General features: G+C 38.1%; 20 protein-coding genes. 12 read left to right on the top strand and 8 right to left on the bottom strand.

Going from position 1 to position 23,043, the window contains the following annotated elements; translation table 11 throughout:
- The first annotated feature begins 115 nt into the window (after nt 1-115).
- The 10 genes from CGC57_RS02600 (at nt 116) to CGC57_RS02555 (ending at nt 11,404) form a co-directional block, all read left to right on the top strand.
- A complete protein-coding gene (locus CGC57_RS02600) occupies nt 116-2,563 on the top strand; it encodes a hybrid sensor histidine kinase/response regulator (RefSeq protein ID WP_095897845.1) in 2,448 nt (815 codons plus the stop codon).
- Between the two features lie 3 nt (nt 2,564-2,566).
- The gene (locus CGC57_RS02595; protein ID WP_095897844.1) at nt 2,567-3,436 is read left to right on the top strand and encodes a nucleoside phosphorylase; all 870 of its coding nucleotides are present in this window, start codon (nt 2,567-2,569) and stop codon (nt 3,434-3,436) included.
- Nucleotides 3,437-3,499: 63 nt separating this feature from the next.
- Nucleotides 3,500-4,369, top strand: a complete 870-nt coding sequence (locus CGC57_RS02590; protein WP_095897843.1) for a hypothetical protein — start codon at nt 3,500-3,502, stop codon at nt 4,367-4,369.
- 2 nt (nt 4,370-4,371) lie between these two features.
- A complete protein-coding gene (locus tag CGC57_RS02585; protein ID WP_095897842.1) occupies nt 4,372-4,737 on the top strand; it encodes a DUF8840 domain-containing protein in 366 nt (121 codons plus the stop codon).
- Between the two features lie 65 nt (nt 4,738-4,802).
- Entirely contained in the window at nt 4,803-5,807 is a 1,005-nt protein-coding gene (gene capA / locus CGC57_RS02580) for a cysteate synthase (RefSeq protein WP_095897841.1), read from the top strand.
- A 42-nt stretch (nt 5,808-5,849) separates the two neighbouring features.
- Complete coding sequence (gene capB, locus CGC57_RS02575) at nt 5,850-7,112, top strand: cysteate-C-fatty acyltransferase (protein ID WP_095897840.1); 1,263 nt, start codon at nt 5,850-5,852, stop codon at nt 7,110-7,112.
- A gap of 120 nt (nt 7,113-7,232) precedes the next feature.
- Nucleotides 7,233-7,931 (top strand): polyprenol monophosphomannose synthase, encoded by a 699-nt coding sequence (locus tag CGC57_RS02570; RefSeq protein ID WP_095897839.1) that lies wholly within the window; start codon nt 7,233-7,235, stop codon nt 7,929-7,931.
- A gap of 16 nt (nt 7,932-7,947) precedes the next feature.
- A complete protein-coding gene (locus CGC57_RS02565; RefSeq protein ID WP_095897838.1) occupies nt 7,948-8,313 on the top strand; it encodes a diacylglycerol kinase family protein in 366 nt (121 codons plus the stop codon).
- An 8-nt stretch (nt 8,314-8,321) separates the two neighbouring features.
- Nucleotides 8,322-9,200, top strand: a complete 879-nt coding sequence (locus tag CGC57_RS02560) for a DMT family transporter (RefSeq protein WP_095897837.1) — start codon at nt 8,322-8,324, stop codon at nt 9,198-9,200.
- Between the two features lie 68 nt (nt 9,201-9,268).
- The gene (locus CGC57_RS02555) at nt 9,269-11,404 is read left to right on the top strand and encodes a TonB-dependent receptor (protein ID WP_095897836.1); all 2,136 of its coding nucleotides are present in this window, start codon (nt 9,269-9,271) and stop codon (nt 11,402-11,404) included.
- Nucleotides 11,405-11,449: 45 nt separating this feature from the next.
- Here the strand turns inward: CGC57_RS02555 and CGC57_RS02550 are convergent, their stop codons facing one another.
- The 4 genes from CGC57_RS02550 to CGC57_RS02535 form a co-directional block, all read right to left on the bottom strand.
- Nucleotides 11,450-12,622 carry a MalY/PatB family protein gene (locus CGC57_RS02550; protein ID WP_095897835.1) on the bottom strand — a complete coding sequence of 391 codons (1,173 nt, stop codon included), beginning with the start codon at nt 12,620-12,622 and terminating at the stop codon, nt 11,450-11,452.
- An 86-nt stretch (nt 12,623-12,708) separates the two neighbouring features.
- Entirely contained in the window at nt 12,709-14,019 is a 1,311-nt protein-coding gene (murA, locus tag CGC57_RS02545) for a UDP-N-acetylglucosamine 1-carboxyvinyltransferase (protein WP_095897834.1), read from the bottom strand.
- Nucleotides 14,006-14,698 (bottom strand): DUF4290 domain-containing protein, encoded by a 693-nt coding sequence (locus CGC57_RS02540; protein WP_095897833.1) that lies wholly within the window; start codon nt 14,696-14,698, stop codon nt 14,006-14,008. The genes murA and CGC57_RS02540 overlap by 14 nt, the downstream gene beginning before the upstream one ends.
- Nucleotides 14,695-14,985 (bottom strand): DUF493 family protein, encoded by a 291-nt coding sequence (locus CGC57_RS02535; protein WP_095897832.1) that lies wholly within the window; start codon nt 14,983-14,985, stop codon nt 14,695-14,697. The genes CGC57_RS02540 and CGC57_RS02535 overlap by 4 nt, the downstream gene beginning before the upstream one ends.
- A gap of 289 nt (nt 14,986-15,274) precedes the next feature.
- Between CGC57_RS02535 and CGC57_RS02530 the strand changes: the two genes are divergently transcribed.
- Nucleotides 15,275-15,526, top strand: coding sequence for a type B 50S ribosomal protein L31 (locus CGC57_RS02530; RefSeq protein WP_002680810.1), 252 nt, complete (start codon nt 15,275-15,277; stop codon nt 15,524-15,526).
- A gap of 44 nt (nt 15,527-15,570) precedes the next feature.
- Nucleotides 15,571-19,122: an AAA family ATPase gene (locus tag CGC57_RS02525; protein ID WP_095897831.1), complete on the top strand. Its 3,552-nt coding sequence runs from the start codon at nt 15,571-15,573 to the stop codon at nt 19,120-19,122.
- Here CGC57_RS02525 and CGC57_RS02520 read toward each other — a convergent pair.
- Genes CGC57_RS02520 through CGC57_RS02505 form a run of 4 tightly spaced genes read right to left on the bottom strand, consistent with a single transcriptional unit; the run spans nt 19,119 to nt 22,983 of the window.
- Entirely contained in the window at nt 19,119-20,177 is a 1,059-nt protein-coding gene (locus tag CGC57_RS02520) for a glutaminyl-peptide cyclotransferase (protein ID WP_095897830.1), read from the bottom strand. The genes CGC57_RS02525 and CGC57_RS02520 overlap by 4 nt on opposite strands.
- Nucleotides 20,178-20,183: 6 nt before the next feature.
- Complete coding sequence (truB, locus tag CGC57_RS02515) at nt 20,184-21,812, bottom strand: tRNA pseudouridine(55) synthase TruB (protein WP_095897829.1); 1,629 nt, start codon at nt 21,810-21,812, stop codon at nt 20,184-20,186.
- Nucleotides 21,813-21,831: 19 nt separating this feature from the next.
- A complete protein-coding gene (locus tag CGC57_RS02510; RefSeq protein WP_002680856.1) occupies nt 21,832-22,482 on the bottom strand; it encodes an epoxyqueuosine reductase QueH in 651 nt (216 codons plus the stop codon).
- 54 nt (nt 22,483-22,536) lie between these two features.
- Nucleotides 22,537-22,983 (bottom strand): GNAT family N-acetyltransferase, encoded by a 447-nt coding sequence (locus CGC57_RS02505; protein ID WP_002680907.1) that lies wholly within the window; start codon nt 22,981-22,983, stop codon nt 22,537-22,539.
- Nucleotides 22,984-23,043: the final 60 nt, after the last annotated feature.

Genomic DNA, 23,043 nt, shown 5'->3' with positions numbered 1-23,043 from the left:
GAAAGGTATTTCTTAACCTTTTAGAACAGTTTTTACATTAATATTTGTTTATTACAAAATAAAAACGTACTTTTGTGCGTTAGTTTATATCTGTTCACAACACTAAATACTCAAGATGAAAACAAATAAAATAACTATTAAAGTTATAGCAAGTTATGTACTACTTTTCTTAGTGTCGGTAGTAGCGGGCTATGTAATCTTCAAAGAAATACAAAAGCTATCCCATCAAGAAAAGATAAATCAAGAAGATAGAAATAAAATTATACAAATTAGCAAAATCCTCTCTTTAGTAAATGATACCGAAAGTGCAGGGCGTATTGCTATGCGTACTGACGATAGAGAAGCCTTGCAACTCTTTTTAGAAAAGAACGTCTATTTACAAACAGAAATACTTAAATTTCGCCGTGATATTAGCTCCGAAAAACAAGTCTTCACACTAGATACAATTCGCTCTTTGCTCAACCTAAAAAGTGAAAATATACAAGAGTTAAAAGCCTTTCAAGAAACCGATAGTACTTCTATTATCATACGTAGTGCTATACGCAAACTCTCAAGTTTAGAACCTTACTTAGGCTATGAGCTTTACAGCAAAGAAACTTATAGAAGAAGAACTCCTGAAAAAGCCCCTCCTGATATCGCTTCTATCCTAAAAAAATATAAAAATATAAAAATCCCTACTACCTTTAAAAACACTAAGTTTGATAAGGTCGTATTAGAAACACTTTCACTGCTAAACAAAATAAATGAAGATACCGAAGAATCTAAAAGCCAGATAAATGAAAAAATGCAAAAACTCTGGCAGAATGATATCCAGATTTCAAGAAAATTAGACGACTTGCTACATAACTTTGAAGAAGAAGTATTAGCTAATTCTCAAAAATTGAGCTTGGAACGCAAACAAATTTTTGAAAATAGTAAAAATCTGCTGATGATAGCTTTCTTAGTCGCTTTAGGAATTATAGTGATCTCATCTATTGTAATTATCAATGATTTTGTTAATTCACAACGCTATCGTCATCGTTTAGAAACTGCCAATAGGAAATCTAACAATCTGCTCAAAAACCGCGAACAACTCATCTCTATGGTGAGCCACGACTTGCGTACGCCATTGAGCTCCATTGTAGGCTATTCCGAACTGCTCAGCAAACAAAATATATCCGAAAAAGGTCAAAATTACCTTTCTCATATCAAGTATTCTTCTGAATACATCTCTAAATTGGTAGACGAGCTTTTGGATTATACCCGTATTGAAGCTGGTAAAATTACAATTGAAAAAGTGCCTTTCAATACTACCGAAATTATCGATGAGGTTGCCAATAATGTGAAATCGGCTTATAAAACGAAAGATATCAACCTATCTCTCAGTTTCTCCGAAACTGTAAATAATCTTAATTTCTCAAGTGATGCTTATCGTATCAAACAGATATTGTACAACCTTATTTCTAACGCCTTTAAATTTACTGAACACGGAACAGTGCATATACAAGCCGATGCTCGTCAGCTCAATGGTGATGAATATGAAATAGGTATTGCAGTTACCGATACAGGTATTGGTATCAAAAAGGAACAACAACAACATATTTTTGATGAATTTACCCAAGCAAACGATGAAATTTCTAAACGTTATGGCGGGTCAGGTCTCGGCTTGCACATCTCTCAAAAATTAGCACATCTGTTACGTGGTAAAATTTATTTGGAAAGCTATGAGGATAAAGGTAGTACTTTCACTTTGCGCTTCTTGGCTGAGAAAGTGGTAGAGCGCACCAAAACTACTCAAATTATCACTAATGATAAGAATCCTGATTTAATTACTATTATAGTAATAGATGATGACCTCTCCATCCTTTCACTCATAGAAGAATTGCTAAAACAAAAACACATCAATGCTATTACTTTCAACAATGGTAAAGAAGCGTTTGAACAAATGGAAAATTTCAATTTCGATTTGGTAATTACTGATATTCAGCTTCCCGAAATGAATGGTTTCCATTTTGTAACCCTCTTCAACGAGCAGTACAAAAACAATCCGTTACCTGTATTAGCAATTACAGGACGACGCGACGTTCCCGAAAGTTTCTATATGAAGAGTGGCTTCTCTGGCATTTTGCCTAAGCCATTCACTCCTGAGCAGTTCTACCAAAAACTGAAAATCTTCTTCCCTAAACTCAATGCCGAAGTAGAACATAAAACTATTATGGTGAGCAATAATATAGTAGGAGGTTATACCCCTGAAATATTAGAAAGTTTTATGGGAGACGACCACGAAGGTATCATAGGTATTTATGAACATTTCTTGAAAGAAAGCAGTGAGAATATACAAACACTTAAACTCCTTGCCGATCGTCAAGACTATAAAGGTATCAAGGCAATCGCTCATAAAATGACTACGATGTTTGCACAAATCAATGCTAAACGTGAGTCTGAAATACTTATCATTCTCAATAAAGTGTTGGAAGAAGTACCTACTGAATTACACGGACAAATCCATACTTTAGAACAACTATTTGAAAATGAATGCCGTCCAGCGATAGAACAATATCTTAAAAAATTAATAGAACTATAAATTATGATTAAAGAATCTGAACTTATTTTGAATCCTGATGGTAGTATTTATCACATCAATTTGCGACCCGAACAAGTCGCCGATACTATTATTTTAGTAGGTGATCCTAACCGTGTGCCTCGCGTGAGTGCTTATTTCGACAATATAGAATTTAGCACCCAAAAGCGCGAATTTTGTACCCATACAGGTTCTTATAAAGGCAAACGCCTTACTGTGATTTCCACTGGTATAGGTCCTGATAATATCGATATTGTGATCAATGAACTCGATGCCCTTGCTAATATCGATTTGCACACGCGCCAGCCTAAAGAGCAACTCACTTCGCTTAATATAGTGCGTTTTGGTACTTCGGGCTCTCTACAAGCCGATATACCTGTAGATAGTTTTGTGCTCTCTTCTCACGGATTAGGTATGGACAATATGTTCCATTCGTATAATGATAGTCCTAAGGTGCGTGAAGTTGCTATGGAAGAGGCTTTTATCGCTCATACAAATTGGAATCCTCTCAAAGGACGCCCTTATATCATTGCTTGCGGACAAGAACTCAAAAAACGCCTCCTCACCGATAAGGTATTTGAGGGAATTACGGGTACTGCTCCAGGCTTCTATGGTCCTCAAGGACGTGTGTTACGCTTGCCAGTGCAAGACCCTGAACTCAATGATAAACTCCACAGCTTCAATCACAATGGGCATCGTATGACGAACCTCGAAATGGAAACATCTGCCATCTATGGGCTTTCTAAACTCTTAGGACACCAAGCTGTTTCGCTCAATGCTATCATAGCCAATCGCCCTACAGGTACTTTCACTAAGGATACTAAAAAAGTAGTAGAAGACCTCATCGTATATGGTTTAGAACAATTGGCAAAATAGTTATTACTACACTTTAACAAAATTGATTAATTTGATAATCAATAATTTATTAGTTGTAAACTTATGAAAGCATTTTATTTTTTAGTTATGTTATGGCTATTCAATTGTCATAATACTACTTCCATTGATAGAGATGATACTTCAGTAGAAAAAGATACAGTAGTTGTATGCACTGAGGAAGATTTATCAGTGAGAAATGATGCTTCTGAAGATAGTGAATTTGTAAGTCGTTATGATTGGCATCTCCCTGATGAAAATAAGAATTTAATCTTTTTACCAGATAAAAAAGAAGCTTTTTTGTTAGGAGATTCAATTCCTATTTATAACCATAAAGGTTTTCTAAAAGAAAAACGTACTGATCTTGATACAAAGTGGGTAGCAATAGTGGGAGTTTCGGATACCCTATACAATTTCACAAAAGATCATTGTACAGCCTTTCATTATATAAAAATAGTGTTGAATAATACTGATTCTCTCATTGTAGATGGAAGAAATGTATTTAGAACAACTGATAAACTGATTGATAAAACCTTTGACAACGGTGAACGCATACAATTTTTTAGAACTGCCTATTATGGTACACCTGTATCAGATGATGATGGATTAACTTTTTGCGGTGAACCTTATCAACCTGCCATATTAATTACAAATACAGGTTTTAAGGGATTAGTACCAATAGGGGAAAATAATTCACTTGGTATTAATAGAAAAATGTTTCAATTTTTTCAACTATGTGACAATGATGGTTTTTTAGATGAGGTGATGAATGCAGTGAGGACTTCAAAAGGCATAGTTCTTAAAATTTATAGAGAATTTCAAGAAGGGTATACTAACTATGAGGTACTATTAGAGAAAACAACAGAAGGGTATAAGGTTACCCGTTTAAATTATCCTAAAATAAAAATTGATCAACCTTATATAAAGAAAAAGTGAATATGACGCCCCTTACAGGTCAAGAACTCCACAATTTAGCGATGAACATTGTAGGTGAAGCCTTACAAAAGGAACTACAATGGGAATTTCTATTAGTGAATAGTGAACTCAAACGCGACCCTCAATTTGTATGTGTAGATAAAAACAACCAAAAATACTTCATCATTGTCCGTGCAGTCCCTTATGGCGACGACCCTACCGAGTATGATATCGTATTTATGGAAGTGGTGCGCAAACACGCCGAAAAACATAACGCTCGCACTTTCTACGCTGGTGTCGGACTCTCTAATGCAACCGATGAAACCCTTCCTCTGTATAAAGATGAACCCTATAAACTCAACTTTCAAGGGCTCATAGAAATTTGCTAATCAACAAATTTGCTAATTGACAAATTATTCGTACTTTTGCCACTCAAAAATAAAGCAAGTAACCAATGAAAATAAACGAATCATTGAACGTACATAGCAGCTTACTACAACTCATTGGCAATACACCTCTATTGGAATTGCACAAAATTACCAAAAATCTTAAAGGTCGCTATTTTGCTAAACTCGAAGCCTTTAACGCAGGTCATTCTGCCAAGGACAGAGTAGCCAAATATATCGTTGAAGATGCCGAACGCAAAGGACTTCTCAAACCAGGATATACTATTGTAGAAACTAGTTCTGGCAATACAGGCTACAGTTTGGCAATGATAAGTGCCCTAAGAGGCTACCGCTGTATCATTGCAATTAGCGATAAATCTTCACACGACAAAGTGGAAATGCTACAAGCCTTAGGGGCTGAAGTGCATTTGTGTCCTTCAAATGTTGCTCCCGATGACCCTCGCTCTTACTACGAAGTAGCCAAACGCATCCACAACGAAACTCCTAATTCTATCTATATCAATCAGTATTTCAATCCGCTCAATCCTGAGGCTCATTACCTTTCTACCGGTCGTGAAATATGGGAACAAACCCAAGGGGAAATCACTCACGTAGTAGTATGTAGTGGTACAGGAGGTACCATTTCGGGGATTGCGCGCTATCTCAAAGAACAAAATTCTAACGTACAAGTATTGGGGGTAGACGCCTATGGTTCAGCTATCAAAAAATACCACGACACTCGTCAGTTTGACCCTGCCGAAGTATATCCATACAAAATAGAAGGAATGGGTAAAAACCTAATTCCTACCGCTACTAATTTTGATGTTATTGATGAGTTTATCAAAGTAACTGATAAAGATGCGGCACTCACCGCTCGTGAATTGGCACGTACTGAAGGACTTTTTATGGGTTATACCAGTGGGGCTGCTATGCAAGCCGTAAAACAATATGCCGAGGCAGGTAAGTTTGACGAAAACAGCATTGTAGTTGCCCTTCTCGCCGACCACGGTTCGCGCTATATGAACAAAATTTATAGTGACGATTGGATGAAAAAGCAAGGATTTATTGAATAACAATTGACAATTATCAATTAATAAAATAAATAAAAAAGAAGAATGAAAGATTTATTTGAGCATATTTATGCAAATAAAGGAAGTATAGGGCGCTGGTCAGACCACGCCGAGGGGTATTATGTATTCCCTAAATTAGAAGGTGAATTAGGTCCTCATATGAAATTCCAAGGAAAAGAAATCCTCAACTGGAGTATCAACGATTATTTAGGACTTGCAAACCACCCCGAAGTGCGCAAAGTAGATGCCGAAGCAGCTGCCGAGTATGGTGCGGCTTACCCTATGGGAGCTCGTATGATGAGTGGGCATACTACAATGCACGAAGAACTCGAAAAACGTTTAGCTAAATTCGTACATAAAGAAGCTGCTTATTTGCTCAACTTCGGTTATCAAGGAATGGTATCTATCATCGATGCTTTGGTAACAAAAAATGACGTTATCGTGTACGATGTCGATTCACACGCTTGTATTATCGATGGGGTACGCTTGCACTTTGGCAAACGCTATACCTATCAGCACAATGATATGGAGAGCTTTGAGAAAAACTTAGAGCGTGCTGCCAAATTAGCTGAAACTACAGGAGGTGGTATCTTGGTGATTTCAGAAGGTGTTTTCGGAATGCGTGGCGAACAAGGTAAACTTAAAGAAATTGTAGCTCTTAAAAAGAAATACAACTTCCGCCTTTTAGTAGACGATGCTCACGGTTTTGGTACCTTAGGCCCTCGTGGTGAGGGAACAGGTGTTCACCAAGGTATACAAGATGAAATTGATGTGTATTTCTCTACTTTTGCTAAATCAATGGCAGGTATTGGAGCTTTTGTAGCTGCAAATGCCAAAGTCGTAGATTATCTTAAATATAATCTCCGCTCTCAAATGTTTGCTAAATCACTTCCGATGATTTATGTAAAAGGAGCTTTGAAACGTTTGGAAATGATGGAAACAATGCCCGAACTACAACAAAAGTTATGGGACAATGTAAATCGTTTGCAAAATGGACTTAAAGAGCGTGGATTCAATATCGGTAATACCAATACTTGCGTAACGCCTGTATTCTTGCACGGTAGTATTCCTGAAGCAATGGCGATGGTAAACGACCTACGTGAGCACTATGGTATTTTCCTTTCTATTGTAGTTTATCCAGTGATTCCAAAAGGAATGATACTCTTGCGCATTATTCCTACTGCTTCGCATAGTAAAGAAGATATCGACCGTACTTTGGAAGCATTTTCAGCTATTCGCGAGAAACTCGAAACGGGTGTATACCGCGCTATGAATGCTGAGCTTACTAAAGAAATGGGAGATATGTAATTAATTATTAAATTGAAAAAAAATACTTTGCCAAAGTGAGATAGCTTATTGTGCTACAACCAACTTTGGCAAAGTTTTTGTGTATCTCCACCTTGTTCATTATTAATTGCTAATCGTTAATTGTTAATTGTCATCCCTACATATAATGAAATTGAAAATATAGAAGCTATCATAAAGGCAGTATTTGCCCAAAATGATAAGTTTCATATCCTCATTGTAGACGACAATTCTCCTGATGGTACCGCCGATAAGGTACGCGAATTACAAAATATTTACCTTAACCGACTCTTTTTAGAGGTACGCACCGAGAAAAAAGGTTTAGGTACAGCTTATATTCACGGATTTCAGTGGGCATTAACACGCAACTATGAATATATTTTTGAGATGGACGCCGATTTCTCTCATAACCCTGCTGACCTCTTGCGGCTTTATGAGGCTTGCCAACAAGGTGCTGATGTTGCAATTGGGTCGCGTTATGTAAAAGGGGTGAATGTAGTGAACTGGCCCCTGCAACGCATCTTGTTATCCTATGGGGCTTCTATCTATGTGAGGGTAATTACGGGAATGAAAATTAAAGACCCTACTGCTGGCTTTGTGTGTTACCACCGAAGGGTATTAGAGAGCATCGACCTGAATACTATCCGATTTGTAGGCTATGCCTTTCAAATAGAGATGAAGTATCGTGCTTACCTCAAGAAGTTCAAAATCATTGAAGTACCTATCATCTTTACCGATAGAACTAAAGGAAAATCAAAAATGAATAAAAGCATTATCCGTGAAGCTATCTTTGGCGTTATCGGAATGCGATTTAAAAAATAAATCAGCATACAAAATTATGGAATTTATAAGAAAAAGACTCAAAAGCTTACAATATGTATTTCAAGGTTTGTTTTATTTAATAAAGAATGAACCTCCTGTGATGGTACATATTGCCATCTCTTTAGTATGGGTGATTTTAGGCTTTTGTTTCGGCATTACTACCAATGAATGGATTGTACAACTATTGTGTATTGCTATAGTACTGTCAGTAGAAGGTCTCAATACAGCCGTTGAGAAACTTTGCGACTTTATTCACCCCGACCATCATAAAACCATTGGGATTATCAAAGATGTAGCTGCGGGAAGTGTAGGATTTGCTGTGATACCAGTTAGTATTGTGCTTGGTATTATCTATTATCCTTATGTAAAGGAGCTCTTTTAATTCTCACTATGAAAGACGTAGTAAAAGGGTATTTAGCAGCTTTTATTTCAGCGGTTACTTATGGTATGATTCCGCTGTTTATGATTCCTATCAAGCAGCAAGGTTTTTCGGTAGATGCAGCGCTTTTCTATCGTTTTATTACTACAAGCGTCTTTATTATGGGATATCTTTTCTACCGAAAAGAGACACTGCGCATTACCCCGCGCGAAGTATTTATCTTTCTTGTTTTAGGATTGCTATACGCCCTTTCAGCAGAATTTCTCTTCCTTGCCTATGATTTACTCTCCCCAGGAATTGCTTCTACTATATTTTTTATGTATCCGCTAATAGTAGCACTTGCTTTGGGTGTTTTCTTTAAAGAACATATCACCTTTCGCACAATGATAGCCCTTATTGTTGTATTAATAGGTGTTTTCTTACTCAGTGTAAAAGATGTAACAAACTTTTCAATCAACTATATAGGGGCAGGCGTATCACTACTTGGGGCAATTTCGTATGCACTCTATATGCTTATTGTCAATAAATCTAAAATATCGGCTTCAGGAATAAAAGTATCGTTTTATTCTACCTTATTTTCTTCAGTTTATTTTCTTGTAAAACTATGGGTTATAGGTACTCCTCTTCCTATCCCCGAGGTAAAGATGAGTTTACTACTCACAAGTTTTGGTATAGTAACTACCTTGTTCTCTATTATTACCCTTATTTATGCTATCAGAATAATAGGTTCTACTCCTACAGCTATCATTGGGGTAATGGAACCCATTGTAGCAGTAGCTATCAGTATTTGGATATTCCAGCAAGAAAGTCTTACAACGAATCTTATTATAGGAGTGCTACTCATTATCATTGCAGTAATGATAGATATTTTGAAGCCTAAGAAAATATAGTTAAATTATTTTGTTTAATTCTAAATAAAGTGGTATTTTTGTCCGCTGAAAAACTTAAATATCATTTTATGAAAAAACTCATTTTGCCTATTATGGTGTTATGTGCTACGATGAGTATGGCACAAAATGACCCTCTTGATTCTAAAAAAGATACTGTATCACTTGAGGAAGTAGTGATTACGGCTAATCGTATCAAAGAGAAGAAAACGGATGCTGTTGCGAATGTAACCATTATTGACCAAAAGAAACTACAGCAGTTTATAAAAATAGCGCCTGATATGTCGCATCTTATTGGGATGATAGAACCAGCTATGTCACTTTCTACCAATACAACTAACAACCGTTATCAAAATTTGCGAGGGCGCTCTATACTCGTATTGATTGATGGTATTCCTCAATCTACGCCATTACGTGCTACAGACCGCGATATTCGCTCTATTGACCCAGCAGCTGTAGAACGTATTGAGATAGTAAAAGGGGCTACCTCTATTTATGGAAATGGAGCCATAGGAGGAATAATGAATATTGTAACTAAAAAATCGCCTAAAAATGTTATTTTCGGTGGGCAAACTACTATAGGAGCTTCAGCAAGAGATTCTTTTAAAGAAAATAGAGGCTTTGGCTATCGTTTTAATCAACAATTTTATGGAAATTACAAAGGCTTTTCTTATTTAGTTGATGCGGCAATGAACCAAACAGGTTCAGCTATTGATGGGACAGGTGAATATATATCTCCTCGCTATGGATTAGGAGATGTGCGTACTTACAACGGACTTGTAAAACTTGGTTATCAGATTGACGATGATAACAAGGTAGAAGCTATGTATAACTTCTATCAAAGTTTGCAAAACACCCCTTTGGTAGCTTCTGGAGGAAAATATCTAGAACGCCCTCGTATAGGAGTTTATGATACTAAAGACCCTGCTGCTCAAGATGAAGGAATGCGCTATAATCACAACGCCTATATAAAATTCAACTCCAATAACATTTTTAAACGTACTGATTTAGAGTTAAGTGCTTTTACCCAACACCAATATGCTATTTTCGATTATCGCAAGCACAACGCTCGAAGTCCACGCTGGGAAAGCAGTAGCGGGCAAGCAACTGTAAAAGGTGAAAAATATGGTATTCGTACCCAACTAACTTCTAAGTTTTTATTTTCTGAAAATGTTTTTACTCAGTTACTCTATGGTGCTGATGTATTGATAGATAAAACCAGTCAGCCTCTAGTAGATGGTCGTTATTGGATGCCTGAGCTCACTTCTTATAATTCTGCTCCTTTCTTACAAACAAAAACTACTTTCTTCCAATACTATGTACTCAAAGCAGGCTTGCGTTATGATTACATTGATGTATCTGTTCCTAATTATGAGGTTCTCAGGCTCCGCAATACCGATCCTCGTGTATATGTAAAAGGAGGAGATCTTACTTACAACAATCTTTCTCCTAACATAGGGATTGCCTACAACCAATTCAAGTATTTCCAGCCTTTCATCTCTTATTCACAAGGTTTTTCAATTTTTGATTTAGGAAGAACCCTTCGTGCTGCTAAAGCAGATGTCCTTTCTAAAATCAATACAGAGCCTGTTAAAACCGAAAATTATGAAGCCGGAGCTTATGCTGAGCTAAGCAAATATGTTCATTTGAGTGGTTCTTACTTCTATACTTATTCAAAACTCGGTAGTGATCTTAAATCAGTAAGTGGTTTTTGGGTAGTAGATAGAACCCCTCAAAAAGTATATGGTTTTGAAGTAAATGCTGATATTTTTCCTACTAAATGGCTTACCCTTGGCGGAAGTTTTATCTCTTTTGAAGGAAAGAAAAAATCTACTGAAGATGGAGATTGGGATGGCTATATGAGTGGTACTTCTATTCCTGCTCCTAAGGCAACTGCTTATATAAGAGTTACACCTACTGAATATAGTTACCTTCAAGTAAATTACTTACATACAGGTAGTAGAGATCGCTTCTCTCCTGATAATCGAGGTGTATATACTGAAGGAGAGGGAATTGTTTATCCTATCGACTTGTTTTCTCTCAGTGCAGGTTATACTTTCAACAAGTCTTTTTCTTTGGCTTTAGGAATTGAAAACCTCACCGATAAGGTGTATTATACACCTGCTTCTATGTTGGTAGCACGAGATGCTGAGTATGCACGTGGTAACGGAAGATATTTTAATCTGAGTCTTACTTATCGTTATTAAGATATAAATAAAAAAACGAGGTTTTTACACCTCGTTTTTTTATTATCAGTTTATAGACCGAACCGCTTCTTTTAGTTGTATCAAAGCTTGTTTTACCACACTTCGCGGACAAGCTAAATTTATGCGCATATAACCTTTGCCTTCTTCCCCATAAATAGCTCCATCATTTAGGGCTAAGTGTGCTTTATCAGTGCATAGGGCTACAATTTCTTTCTGACTGAGTTGTAATGCACTGAAATCTATAAATACTAAGTAAGAAGCTTGGGGTACAATCACTTTTAATTGTGGTATGTATTTTTCAATGTAATGTATTACTTCATCAACATTCCCTTGTACATAGTTGAGCATTTGTTGTAGCCATTCTTCTCCTTTGTTATAGGCGGCTACCACAGTGTTGAACGCAAAAACGTTTCCTGCGGCTAACTCATTCCCCTCTACATAGCTCTCAAAACGTCGGCGTAAGGTAGGGTTGGCTATCACGGCATACGAAGTTGCTAAACCTGCCATATTAAAAGCTTTGCTCGGAGAGGCAAATACTACCGAGTTTTGTGCAGCTTCTTCGCTTACAGTAGCAAATGGAATGTGCTGATATGGAGGTAAGGTAAGGTCGGCGTGGATTTCATCAGCTACTATAATTACGTTGTTTTGAGCGCAGATTGCAGCTACTTTTTGTAATTCTTCTCGAGTCCAAACACGTCCACCAGGGTTATGAGGATGGCAGAAGAGGAAGAGCTTACATCCTTTTATTTTCTCTTCAAACACTTCAAAATTGATGTGATATTGCCCATCTTTTAAGTCTAAAGGGCAGTTCACTAATTCGCGATGATTGTTACGAACTACTTGTGCAAAAGGATTGTATACAGGCTGCTGAATCATCACTTTTTCACCGCGTTCGGTAAAGCTTTGCACAGCCATTGCTAAGGCAGGAACTACCCCAGGAACGAATGAAATCATTTCTTTAGCAATCGTCCATTGGTGGCGGCGTGCTTGCCAACTGATAATAGCCTCATACCAACTCTCAGGTCTGGCTGTATAGCCAAACACTTCGCATTCCATACGTTTTTTCATCACCTCTACAATGAATGGAGGTGTTTTAAAATCCATATCAGCTACCCACATTGGTAGCAAATCGGTACGCCCCCAGCGAGGAGCTAATGCCTCTAACTTCAAGGCATCTGTATGTTTTCTACAAACTACTTCGTCAAAATTGTAATCCACTTTATCTAATGATTAATGGTTAATGATTAATTTTTTATTACGTATGTACCAACTAATTGTTAGGTTGTACCTATCAATTATCGTTACTAATTTACTCTCACAATGTTGGCACCCAATGCTTTGAGTCGTCCATCGATATTTTCATAACCTCTATCTATCTGTTCTATATTATAGATGGTAGAAGTACCTTTGGCTGATAAGGCTGCGATGAGCAGGGCAATACCAGCACGTATATCGGGTGAAGTCATTAGGGTAGCGCGCAAAGGCGATTTGAAGTCGTTGCCAATAACTGTTGCGCGGTGCGGGTCGCATAATATAATTTTAGCTCCCATATCTATCAGCTTATCAATAAAGAAGAGTCGGCTTTCAAACATCTTTTGGTGAATAAGCACCTCGCCGCGTGCTTGGGTAGCAACTACAAGTATAATGCTCAATAAGTCGGGAGTAAAACCAGGCCAAGGGGCATCGGCTACAGTAAGGATAGAGCCATCAATGTAATTCTGAATCTCATAGCCGTTAGTATGAGCAGGGATATGAATATCGTCGTTTTTCTTTTCGAAGGTAATACCTAATTTTTGGAAGATAGTAGGCATAATACCCAAATGTTCCCACCCCACATTTTTGATAGTAATCTCGCTGCGGGTCATAGCCGCTAACCCTATCCAGCTACCTATTTCAATCATATCGGGCAGAATGGTATGAGTACAACCATTTAGGCGTTCCACTCCATTGATAGTGATAAGGTTAGAACCAATACCTTGTATATCAGCCCCCATAGCATTGAGCATACGGCAAAGTTGTTGTACATAAGGCTCACAAGCAGCGTTGTAGATGGTGGTAGTGCCTTCAGCTAATACGGCAGCCATAATAATGTTCGAGGTTCCCGTTACTGATGCTTCTTCTAAAAGCATATAAGTACCACGGAGTTTTTCAGCTACTACACTATAAGTATAATTGTTCTCATCGTATTCAAAATGAGCTCCTAATTTAATGAAGCCATCGAAGTGGGTGTCGAGGCGGCGGCGACCTATTTTGTCTCCCCCAGGTTTAGGAATATAGCCTACGCCAAAACGTGTGAGTAGTGGTCCTACTACCATAATAGAACCGCGCAAGGCTTGCCCTTCGGTATGAAATGACTCTGATTTTAAGTAATCGATATTCACTTCATCTGCCTGAAAGCTATAAGAACCTTTTCCTACTTTTTGAATTTTTACACCTAAATTTTCGAGTAAAGAAATGAGTTTATTTACATCCTGAATGTCGGGGATGTTGTGAATAGTAACCTTTTGGTCGGTGAGTAGAACAGCACAAAGCACTTGTAATGCCTCATTTTTAGCACCTTGTGGAGTAATTTCTCCTTTAAGAGTATGTCCTCCTTCTATCTTAAATACGCCCATTATTATTCTTTTTATTAAATTTATTAGTAAAAACTTTTTTGTTTTGTTGATGTTGCTGATGAAGTTGATTTTGGTTCTGCTGCGGTATAGAGCGGCGAGTGAGGTTCATTTTGGTACGTATCAACGCTTGGCTGTCCCAAAGGTCTTCTTTCCTTTTGCGCAAATCTATCCGTCCTTTGCTCAATTCGTAAAGGTGTTCAAACACCACACTATCGTCTACCGCTTCTTTGTTCCAAGTGAGGAAACATTTTTTCATATGGTTAGCGATAGAATATTCTAAAGCCTCTCGCAAATCGCCTTTTTCCCATTTCACACAAGTGTTGATGAGCCTAAGGATGATATTGCCATAAAAGCGATATTTGAGTTGGTGTTGTGGATATTCTAAGCGGTCGGGGTGCTTGTGTAGGGTAGAGGGGGTAGGTTTCTCATAAGGAGAATCTACATCTAACTGAAAACCCGACATTATAAACAATTGATCCCACAATTTGTGTTGGAAGTCAGGGACATCGCGTAAGTGGGGAAATAGGTTTCCCATTACAGCGATGATGCTGCGAGCTGTGCGGTTGCGCTCATTGCGGTCTTCTAAAAGTACCGCTTTTTCAATCATTTTTTGTATGTGTCGCCCGTACTCAGGTATGCGCAAATGCGGACGTTCGGTATTGTATTCTAAGGTCGTCATAGTGATAAAATTCCTTCTACTTTGCCTGCTTCTTTGTAAAAAGCAATTACCTCATCAGGATTTTTTACGGTGAGGCTCACCGAAACTCCTGTGTATTTATCGCCTGATGAAGGGCGTGTGGTAATTTCGGCATCAGTATTTTTAAAAACATCCTCTAATTGCGCTAATTTATCCTCATCTTTAGGGATGATAAATTTATAGAGGTAGCGAGTAGGCCACAAACTTGTTTCTAAAAGTTCGTTTTTCAATCGCTCGTAAAATTCTGCTAATTCTTGTTCTGTTTTCATTTAATTTAGTTTTCTAACTATTGTAAAGTGCAAATATACAAATAATTTGTCAATTAGCAAGTTTTAGAGCTTAGCTATCAGCTTTTTCACGTTCAATATTTATCAATATATTCTAAGATTCTTTATAAAACAATATTTTATAAACAATTGATTTTTAAATTTCTACCTTATTCTGTTTCTTAAGCCTCAACCCCCAACCTCTAAAAACTGTCTCTTAAAATTTGCCATTTTAAAAAATAATCGTACCTTTGCGCCCTGAAAAATTACGTAATAAAAATTTAACATTGCAATGAAAAAAGAAATTCACCCAGAATCTTACCGTTTGGTGGCTTTCAAAGATATGTCTAACGACGATATCTTTATCACAAAGTCTACCGTAGAAACTAAAGAGACTATTGAAGTAGATGGGGTTGAGTATCCATTAGTAAAATTGGAAATTTCTCGCACTTCTCACCCTTACTACACAGGTAAATCTAAACTTATTGACACAGCCGGACGTATTGATAAGTTTAAGAACAAATACGCTAAGTTCCAGAAATAACATAGCAACTTCTAAAAACCTCCCTTTAAGGAGGTTTTTTTCTTATGAAAATACTCTCCGTCTCTCTCCATAATATCGCCTCAATCGAAGGTCCTTTTACCCTCAATTTGGAAGCTGACCCCCTCAAATCGGTGGGGTTATTCGCTATTACGGGGGCTACAGGTGCAGGAAAATCTACTATTTTAGATGCTATTTGCCTCGCCCTTTACAACGATACTCCTCGATTAGCAGCTACTCAAAGCTCGGTTGCTATAACCGATAGTGGGGTAGAGGTAAAGGCTAACAACGTGAAACACCTCTTGCGCAAAGGGGCTGTTTCGGGCTATGCCAAAGTGGTATTTCAGGCGGTTGATAGCAAGATTTACGAAGCTGAATGGCAGGTGAGCCGCGCTTACAACAAACTCTCGGGGGCTATCCAAAACGAGAAAATGCAACTCACTTGCTTAACTGATAATCACTTAATTACCGAAAACCGCAAAACACTCGTACTCGAAAAGATTCGCGAATGCGTGGGATTGACTTTTGATGAGTTTACCAAATCGGTGATTTTAGCACAAGGTGATTTTACTTCTTTCTTAAAAGCAAACGACGATAAACGTTCGGATATTTTAGAGAAACTCACAGGTACTGAGGTGTATACACGCGTCTCTAAACAGATACACGAATGTCATAAACAACACAAAAACGAACTTCAACTCTTAGAAAAACAGCTTGAGAACATTACTTTCCTAACGGAAGATGAACGCACTACGCTATCTACCCAACTCGCTGCTGATGAAGAAAAACTGAAAAACCTGCAAAACTCTCTTTCTTCTCTAAAAGCTCAACAACAGTGGTTTGACAATCAGAAATTGTACACACAACAATGGCAAGAGGCTCTTGAAAATAAACAAATAGCCGAGCAGGAGAAAATCTCTCAGTCAGAACGTTTTGCTCAACTTGCAATGGTGGAGCAGTTGCAAGCTGTAAAAGGGGATATCCTCACCCAGCAAAAGGAAAGCGAAAAATTAGCACTCACCACACAACAATTAGAGCAAGCTACTTTAGAAAAAGAACAACTTATTACCGATAAGGCTCTTATTTCCAGTGATAAAGAGGCTATCGAAAAGGATTTGGCAACAGCCAAAAGAACTTATGAAATAGCCAAACCTGCTATCGCTAAAGCAAAGGAACTGGATATTCGTTTCACAGAACAACAAAATGCGCTATTGCAATATCAGCAACAGTACAATACTAAAAAATCTGTTTTACAAACTAAAGAAACCGAACTTGAAAAAGTAGTGGAACATATCCAAAAAGGGGAGAGTTACATTCAAACTGAAGAACAATGGATCAATACTCACCCCGATGAGGATCAATTGTACCGCAATGCGCTGTGGTTAGAGCAACTCACAACCGACCAGCAACTGCTCAACGAAAAACTAACTGCCTACAAGCAAACGGAAGAACGCCTTACACAACAACTCTCTAATCTGAAAGCTCAATACGCTATAGAAAATCTTCCCTCAACTGATATAGAGGCACTTGCCAAACAACAAAAGGATTATCTCACTGCTTTGCAGATGTATCAATCGGATAGAGAAGTGGCAAAACGAATGATGCAATATGAAACGCAGAAAATACAAGGAGCATCGCTCTTACAGGAGTTGCAACATACACAAAATCAAACAGAAGAGGCTATAACACAATTGCAAACAGCTCAGGCAGAAGCTAAAATCGCTTGTGACACTGCTGAGCGTATCTACCAAAAAGCACAAATGGAAAATACCAAAGATGTTGCCTTTTTACGTGAACATTTGGTGGAGGGGGAGGCTTGTCCTGTATGTGGGTCGCTACACCACCCCAATGCTCACAAGGCTGTCGCTGAACATCTTATCAATACGGTATATCAAGAATTTCTCAATGCCAAAAAGCATTTAGAATCGCTTACGAAAGACTTAATTACCAAAGAAATAGAGCTTAAAGAACTGCAAAAACGCATAGCACAGCAAACCACACAAAATGCTGAATACGCAACATTATACACCCAAGAGTACGAACGCTTAACGCAATCGGTGTATTACTATATGACTTATCCCACTGCTGAAATAGAGCTTTATATCACAAGTAAAATTTCTGAAATAGAGCACCTTTTAGCAGAAACTGAAACGCTTTTTGAAGTGCTTAACCAACTCAAATCACTCACCGATGAACTGAATACTCTTGCAAAAGATACTCAAAATTGTGAACAACAAAGCCAGAAATACTTTCAGCAGTTGCAAAATTTGCAACTTTCGGCTGCTTGGCTCAATCTTTGGCAAACAGATATTGCACAATTTCAAAATAAAGTTACCACAGCTAAAACCAATTGGGAAACACATTCGGCTTGTCTCGAAAAATACAAAAAACGCCTTGCAGAACTCACACAAGAGCGCACAGAGCTTTCTTCTTCGGCTCAAGCGCTCCAGCAAGAACTCACTGAATTGACAGAACGTATTACTAAAGAGCAAATTCAGTTGCAAAAAATGAAAGAAGAACGTAACAATTTGTTAGAAGGAAAATCGGCTCAAGAGGTAGAGGCTACTTTTGAGAAACAAATAAATGAATTAACATCTCGGTTGGAGCAAAACCAACAGCAATACAATGCTATTTTGCTAAAACTGACAGCTAATGAAAAGACTTTAGAAACCTTAACAACGCAACAACAGCAATCGCAAACTCATATAACTGAGGCAACTCTTACAATAGAAGAATGGCTTACTGCTTACCCTTCTGAGCAAATAGACTTTATAAGAAGAAATATGCTAGAGTGGGCAAATCGCTCTCACGAATGGTTACAATCAGAAAGGCAAGCTCTTCAATCGTTAAACGAGCGCATAGCCCAATACAATACTATTGCTACAGAAAAACAGCAAGCTCTTGAACAATTAAAAGAAAAACGACCACTTGACCTTACAGAAGAAGCTACCATACAGCAATTGGCAGCTCAAACAGCTGAAGAAGATACACTACGCGAGGCTGTAGTTACTCAAAAAAGCAGGCTTCTAACTGATACTCAGCAGCGCGCTACCGCTGCAACATTGCATAAAGCTAAAGAAGAAAAGGAAAAACTCACCCATCGCTGGAGTTTGCTCAACGACCTTATAGGAAGTAGTACAGGTAGCACATTCCGCAAGTACGCTCAGGAATATACTCTTGATATGCTTTTGCAATACGCCAATGTACAAATGCGCTACCTCAATAGGCGTTACACTTTGCAACGTATTCCTAATTCTTTAAGTTTGCAGGTAGTAGATAACGATATGGGTGCTGAGGTGCGCTCGGTTTATTCACTTTCAGGAGGAGAATCGTTTTTAGTATCTCTGGCTTTGGCTTTAGCACTTTCCTCACTCTCATCTACTAAAATGAATGTAGAAACCCTCTTTATAGACGAAGGTTTTGGCTCCTTAGACTCCGAAACGCTTTCTGTAGCCATAGATGCATTGGAGAGCCTACAAAATCAAGGGAAGAAAGTAGGGGTTATCTCTCACGTACAAGAAATGGTAGAGCGCATTGCTGTGAAAGTAGTGGTACAAAAGAAAGGCAATGGAAAGAGCAGTATAGTTGTTACTGTTTAGTTGTTAGAAGGTAAGAAAACTACTTCAAAAATTTTACTCCAATTCTTACCCGTAATGAAAAAAGTTTGACGCTTAGGGTGATAGGCAATGCCATTGAGTACATCCACATCAGGAGTTTGCTCTACTTTGCTTTTAAGTCCGCGTACATCTACTACACCTTCAATAGCGCCATTTTCGGGATTGATAATCATTATGCCGTCCTTTAGGAAAGTATTGGCATAAATCTTTCCGTTAGCAAATTCTAATTCATTAGCATAAGTGTAGAGCGATTTATTAGTGCAGAGTTGTAAACTATCAATCTCGGCATAAGTTTCGGGATGGAGTAACCAAATTTTTTCACTACCATCACTTTTGTAGAGTTTGTCTTCTCCATTATGGCAGAGACCCCAACCTTCTTTACTTTTGCCATAAGTGAAGGTCTTCTGAAAGTTTAAATCTTTGTCATATACCATTCCTACTTGTTCTCTCCAAGTGAGTTGCAGTATTTTACCTTTAAAAACAGTAGCACCTTCGCCAAAGTATGAAGGTTGTAAAGGTACATTTTTATAAACTTCCCCTGTAAACGGATTCCATTTGCGTATAGATGATTCGCCGTATTGCCCTGTACTTTCCACAAGCGTATCACCTATGAATTCTAATCCTTGTGTATAAGCCTTCTTGTCGTGTGCATACTCATTGATGATTTTGTATGTATAGATTTTAGGAGCATCTTTAGCTAATAACAATAGTTGTTTTTGTACGGTGTACTGCTGTCCGTTAGTAGTATGAGCAGTAACTTTTAGTTGCTGTTTGCCTAACGGCAGAAGAGCGTGCAGTACGATAGTATCACCTTGAGCTTCTAAATGCTGTTGATGAAATTGAAAAGAAGTTTTGGTAATTGCCTCACTGAATTTTGGGTGTGTGATTTTCACCACAAGGGTGTCACCTAAGTGGTATTCTTTCTTTTTAGGAAAGATTTCTATGTTAAAATCCTTGCCGTCATTAGGCGTGTTTTTGCAAGCTACCACTGCTATTGTAAGCAGGATGAGGTATAAAAATTGTGGAAATGTAGTCATAAAATGTTATCTTTTGCTCTGGAAAATATAAGTAATAGTACCTGTTTGTTCTTTTTTGCCACTCACCGCATTGAATTTAGCTTTTTGAGCGTAGAGTAATGAGTTTTCTAATAGACAATCATCGGTAGTTGTGGAATTAGCTCTATCAATAGCTGTTTTAGTCACACGTCCTGCTTCGTCCACAGTGATACTTACCACCACTTTTCCATTGCGCTCACAAGTAAACACAGGATTTGGTATATTTCCTACTCTACCAGCTAAGGCGTATTTTACTAAAGTGTTTTTATTTACTTTGTCACTTATTTTAGGAGTATTAGTTGTGCTTTGCAAACTGTGATCGGTGATAATGAGGTCGCCTGCCATTTTTTGGTTGGCTACTAATTCTTCTTTGGCAGCTGCCATCTCCTCGGCAGCTCGTTCAGCCATAATTTCGTCTAAAGTTTTGAAATCATCAGTGTGTTGTAAGGAAGCATCAGTTTGGTTGTAGGCATTAGTAGTGAGTTTGGCATTGTTAGTAGGAACATCAGTATTTTGTTCAGTTTCTTCAGGTTGTGGAGGCTCTTGAGGTAAATCCTTGGGGGTAAGAGCCATTTCAATCATTATTTCTTTCTTTTTCCCGTGTAATTGTATTATTGTAAGAGTGAGTACCGTACAAAAGAGTATGAGCAAAGTGAGAGTAATTGCCTTATCGGTATTAGTAAACATTCTCATAAAAGAACGTATTTCATACTGTAATCCGGAAGTTTTTTGGGCTTTTCTTCTTGGAAATATAACTTCCATATTTAGCTCACCAATAGGGTGAGGGGGAGGTGTATCTTCACGTTCAAACTGACTGTTGATGGTTTTATTGTGATCGGCAAAACGATCGTTGAGAACTTTCTTTTCTTGTGGTTCACCTACCACAGTAGTAAGGATAATAGGAGGAAGGGGGTGTTTCCTAAGGTCAGGAATATGAGCACTTACAAACTCCTCAGGACTTATGGCATCACTTACTGAAAAATCACCTATTTTGGTGCGTCGCAAAGCAGATAGATAGCCTCCAGATCCTAAGGCTTTACCGAAATCGTTTGCTAAAGAACGTATATAAGTACCCTTACTGCATACCACCTCAAAATGCAGTTCAGGAAACTGACTTGCATCAATAGTGAAATTGTGAATGTAAATAGTGCGCTGAGGTACTTCTATTTCTTTGCCATCGCGAGCAAATTCGTAGAGGCGTTTGCCATCTTTTTTGATAGCCGAAAATACAGGTGGGGTTTGCACAAGCTCGCCCATAAACTGTTTTCGAACTTGTTCTATCAGTTCAGGAGTGATATGGTCAGTAGGGTAGCGAGCATCTATTTCGGTTTCCATATCGTAGGAAGGGGTAGTAGCTCCCAAGGTGATAGTACCCGTATAGGTTTTTACAGCATCTTGTATTTCAGTGATTTTTTTTGTAAATTTACCGGTACAAATCACCAATAAACCAGAAGCAAGCGGGTCTAATGTGCCCGCGTGCCCTATTTTTATTTTCTTGAGTTTGTAATGCTTGAGAATTGCCCATTTGATTTTGTTCACCGCTTGAAACGACGACCATTGTAGGGGTTTATCAATAAGCAAGATACGACCTTCTGAAAATTCTTCTGGAGTTATCATACTATTCACTTTTCACGATTCATTTTTCAGTTCCATAGAACTTCTCGCCTATGCGTATTTTCTCTCTACCATTGGCAACGCGCCATTTGTTGGCATCGCGCAATGAGAAAGCACAGCCACAATACTCTTGCTGGTAGAACTTTTCACTTTTACAGATTTCCATATTGCAGGCAGAGCCTCCGTTTTTGCGCCAATTGTAGTCCCAGTAAGTAAGACCTTCATACTTGTTAGCAGCGTTTTTGCCTGCTTCATTCACTTGGTTGAGGTCTTTCCAGCGTGAGATACCTAAAGAAGTAGCAATGGTATCAAAGCCATTTTCGTGAGCATACAAAGCGGTGCGTTCCATACGCATATCAAAACACATTGCACAGCGGCTACCGCGTTCGGGTTCAAATTCCATACCTTTGGCACGAGCGTACCAGTTATCGGTGTCATATTCAGCATCTACAATAGGTACACCATATTTTTCGGCAAAACGAATATTTTCGTCTTTACGGATTTCGTATTCTTTTTTAGGGTGGATATTAGGGTTGTAAAAAAATATAGTAAAGTCTATCCCCGATGCTTGAATAGATAGTATAATTGAGCCTGAACAAGGCGCACAACAAGTGTGTAACAATAATTTTTTGCCATTGTTAGGCAATACAAGATTCTTGTGAACTAATTCCATAGTATTTTGAGTTTTCTTTTAAAGGGCGCAAAAATACAAAGAAATCACAATATATCAAGATTCAGGGGGATACATTTGTTTGAGAGCATTCACATATACTTCTGCACCTTTGCGTTTAAAGCCCTCGTTTTCATAAAGTTTAATGGCAGCTTCATTGGTAGGTGAAGTAAAGAGCAATATTTCGCCTAAGCCCAATTCTTTTCCTTTAGTTATCAGCTGCTGAATGAGTTGTGTGCCTATTTTTTTGCCACGTGCAAATTCATCTACCACTACATCTTCTATCCAACCTTTGTAGCCTGAAATCACTCTGTAGATAGCCATAGAAGCCATTCCGTGTAGGCGACCATCTTCTATATAACCTACTACATAAGGAGCTTGAGCTTCATCATTAAAAAGGTTTGATAAGGGTTGCTGGTAACGCCTGCTCAACAATGAGAACAAGCGAGCGGCATCTTTTTCAATGGTTGGGGTAATGTTGCTTTTGTTTAAAAATGTGATCATACGATTTAGTTTAAAAAATAGGTTCGTCACCATAGTTGAGTTTAAATTCTCGTTTTACTA

The sequence above is a fragment of the Capnocytophaga sputigena genome (assembly GCF_002302495.1).
In the GTDB taxonomy this organism is placed as follows: domain Bacteria; phylum Bacteroidota; class Bacteroidia; order Flavobacteriales; family Flavobacteriaceae; genus Capnocytophaga; species Capnocytophaga sputigena.
Note: the sequence above shows the minus strand (reverse complement) of the source record. Positions and strands in the feature narration are given on the sequence as shown.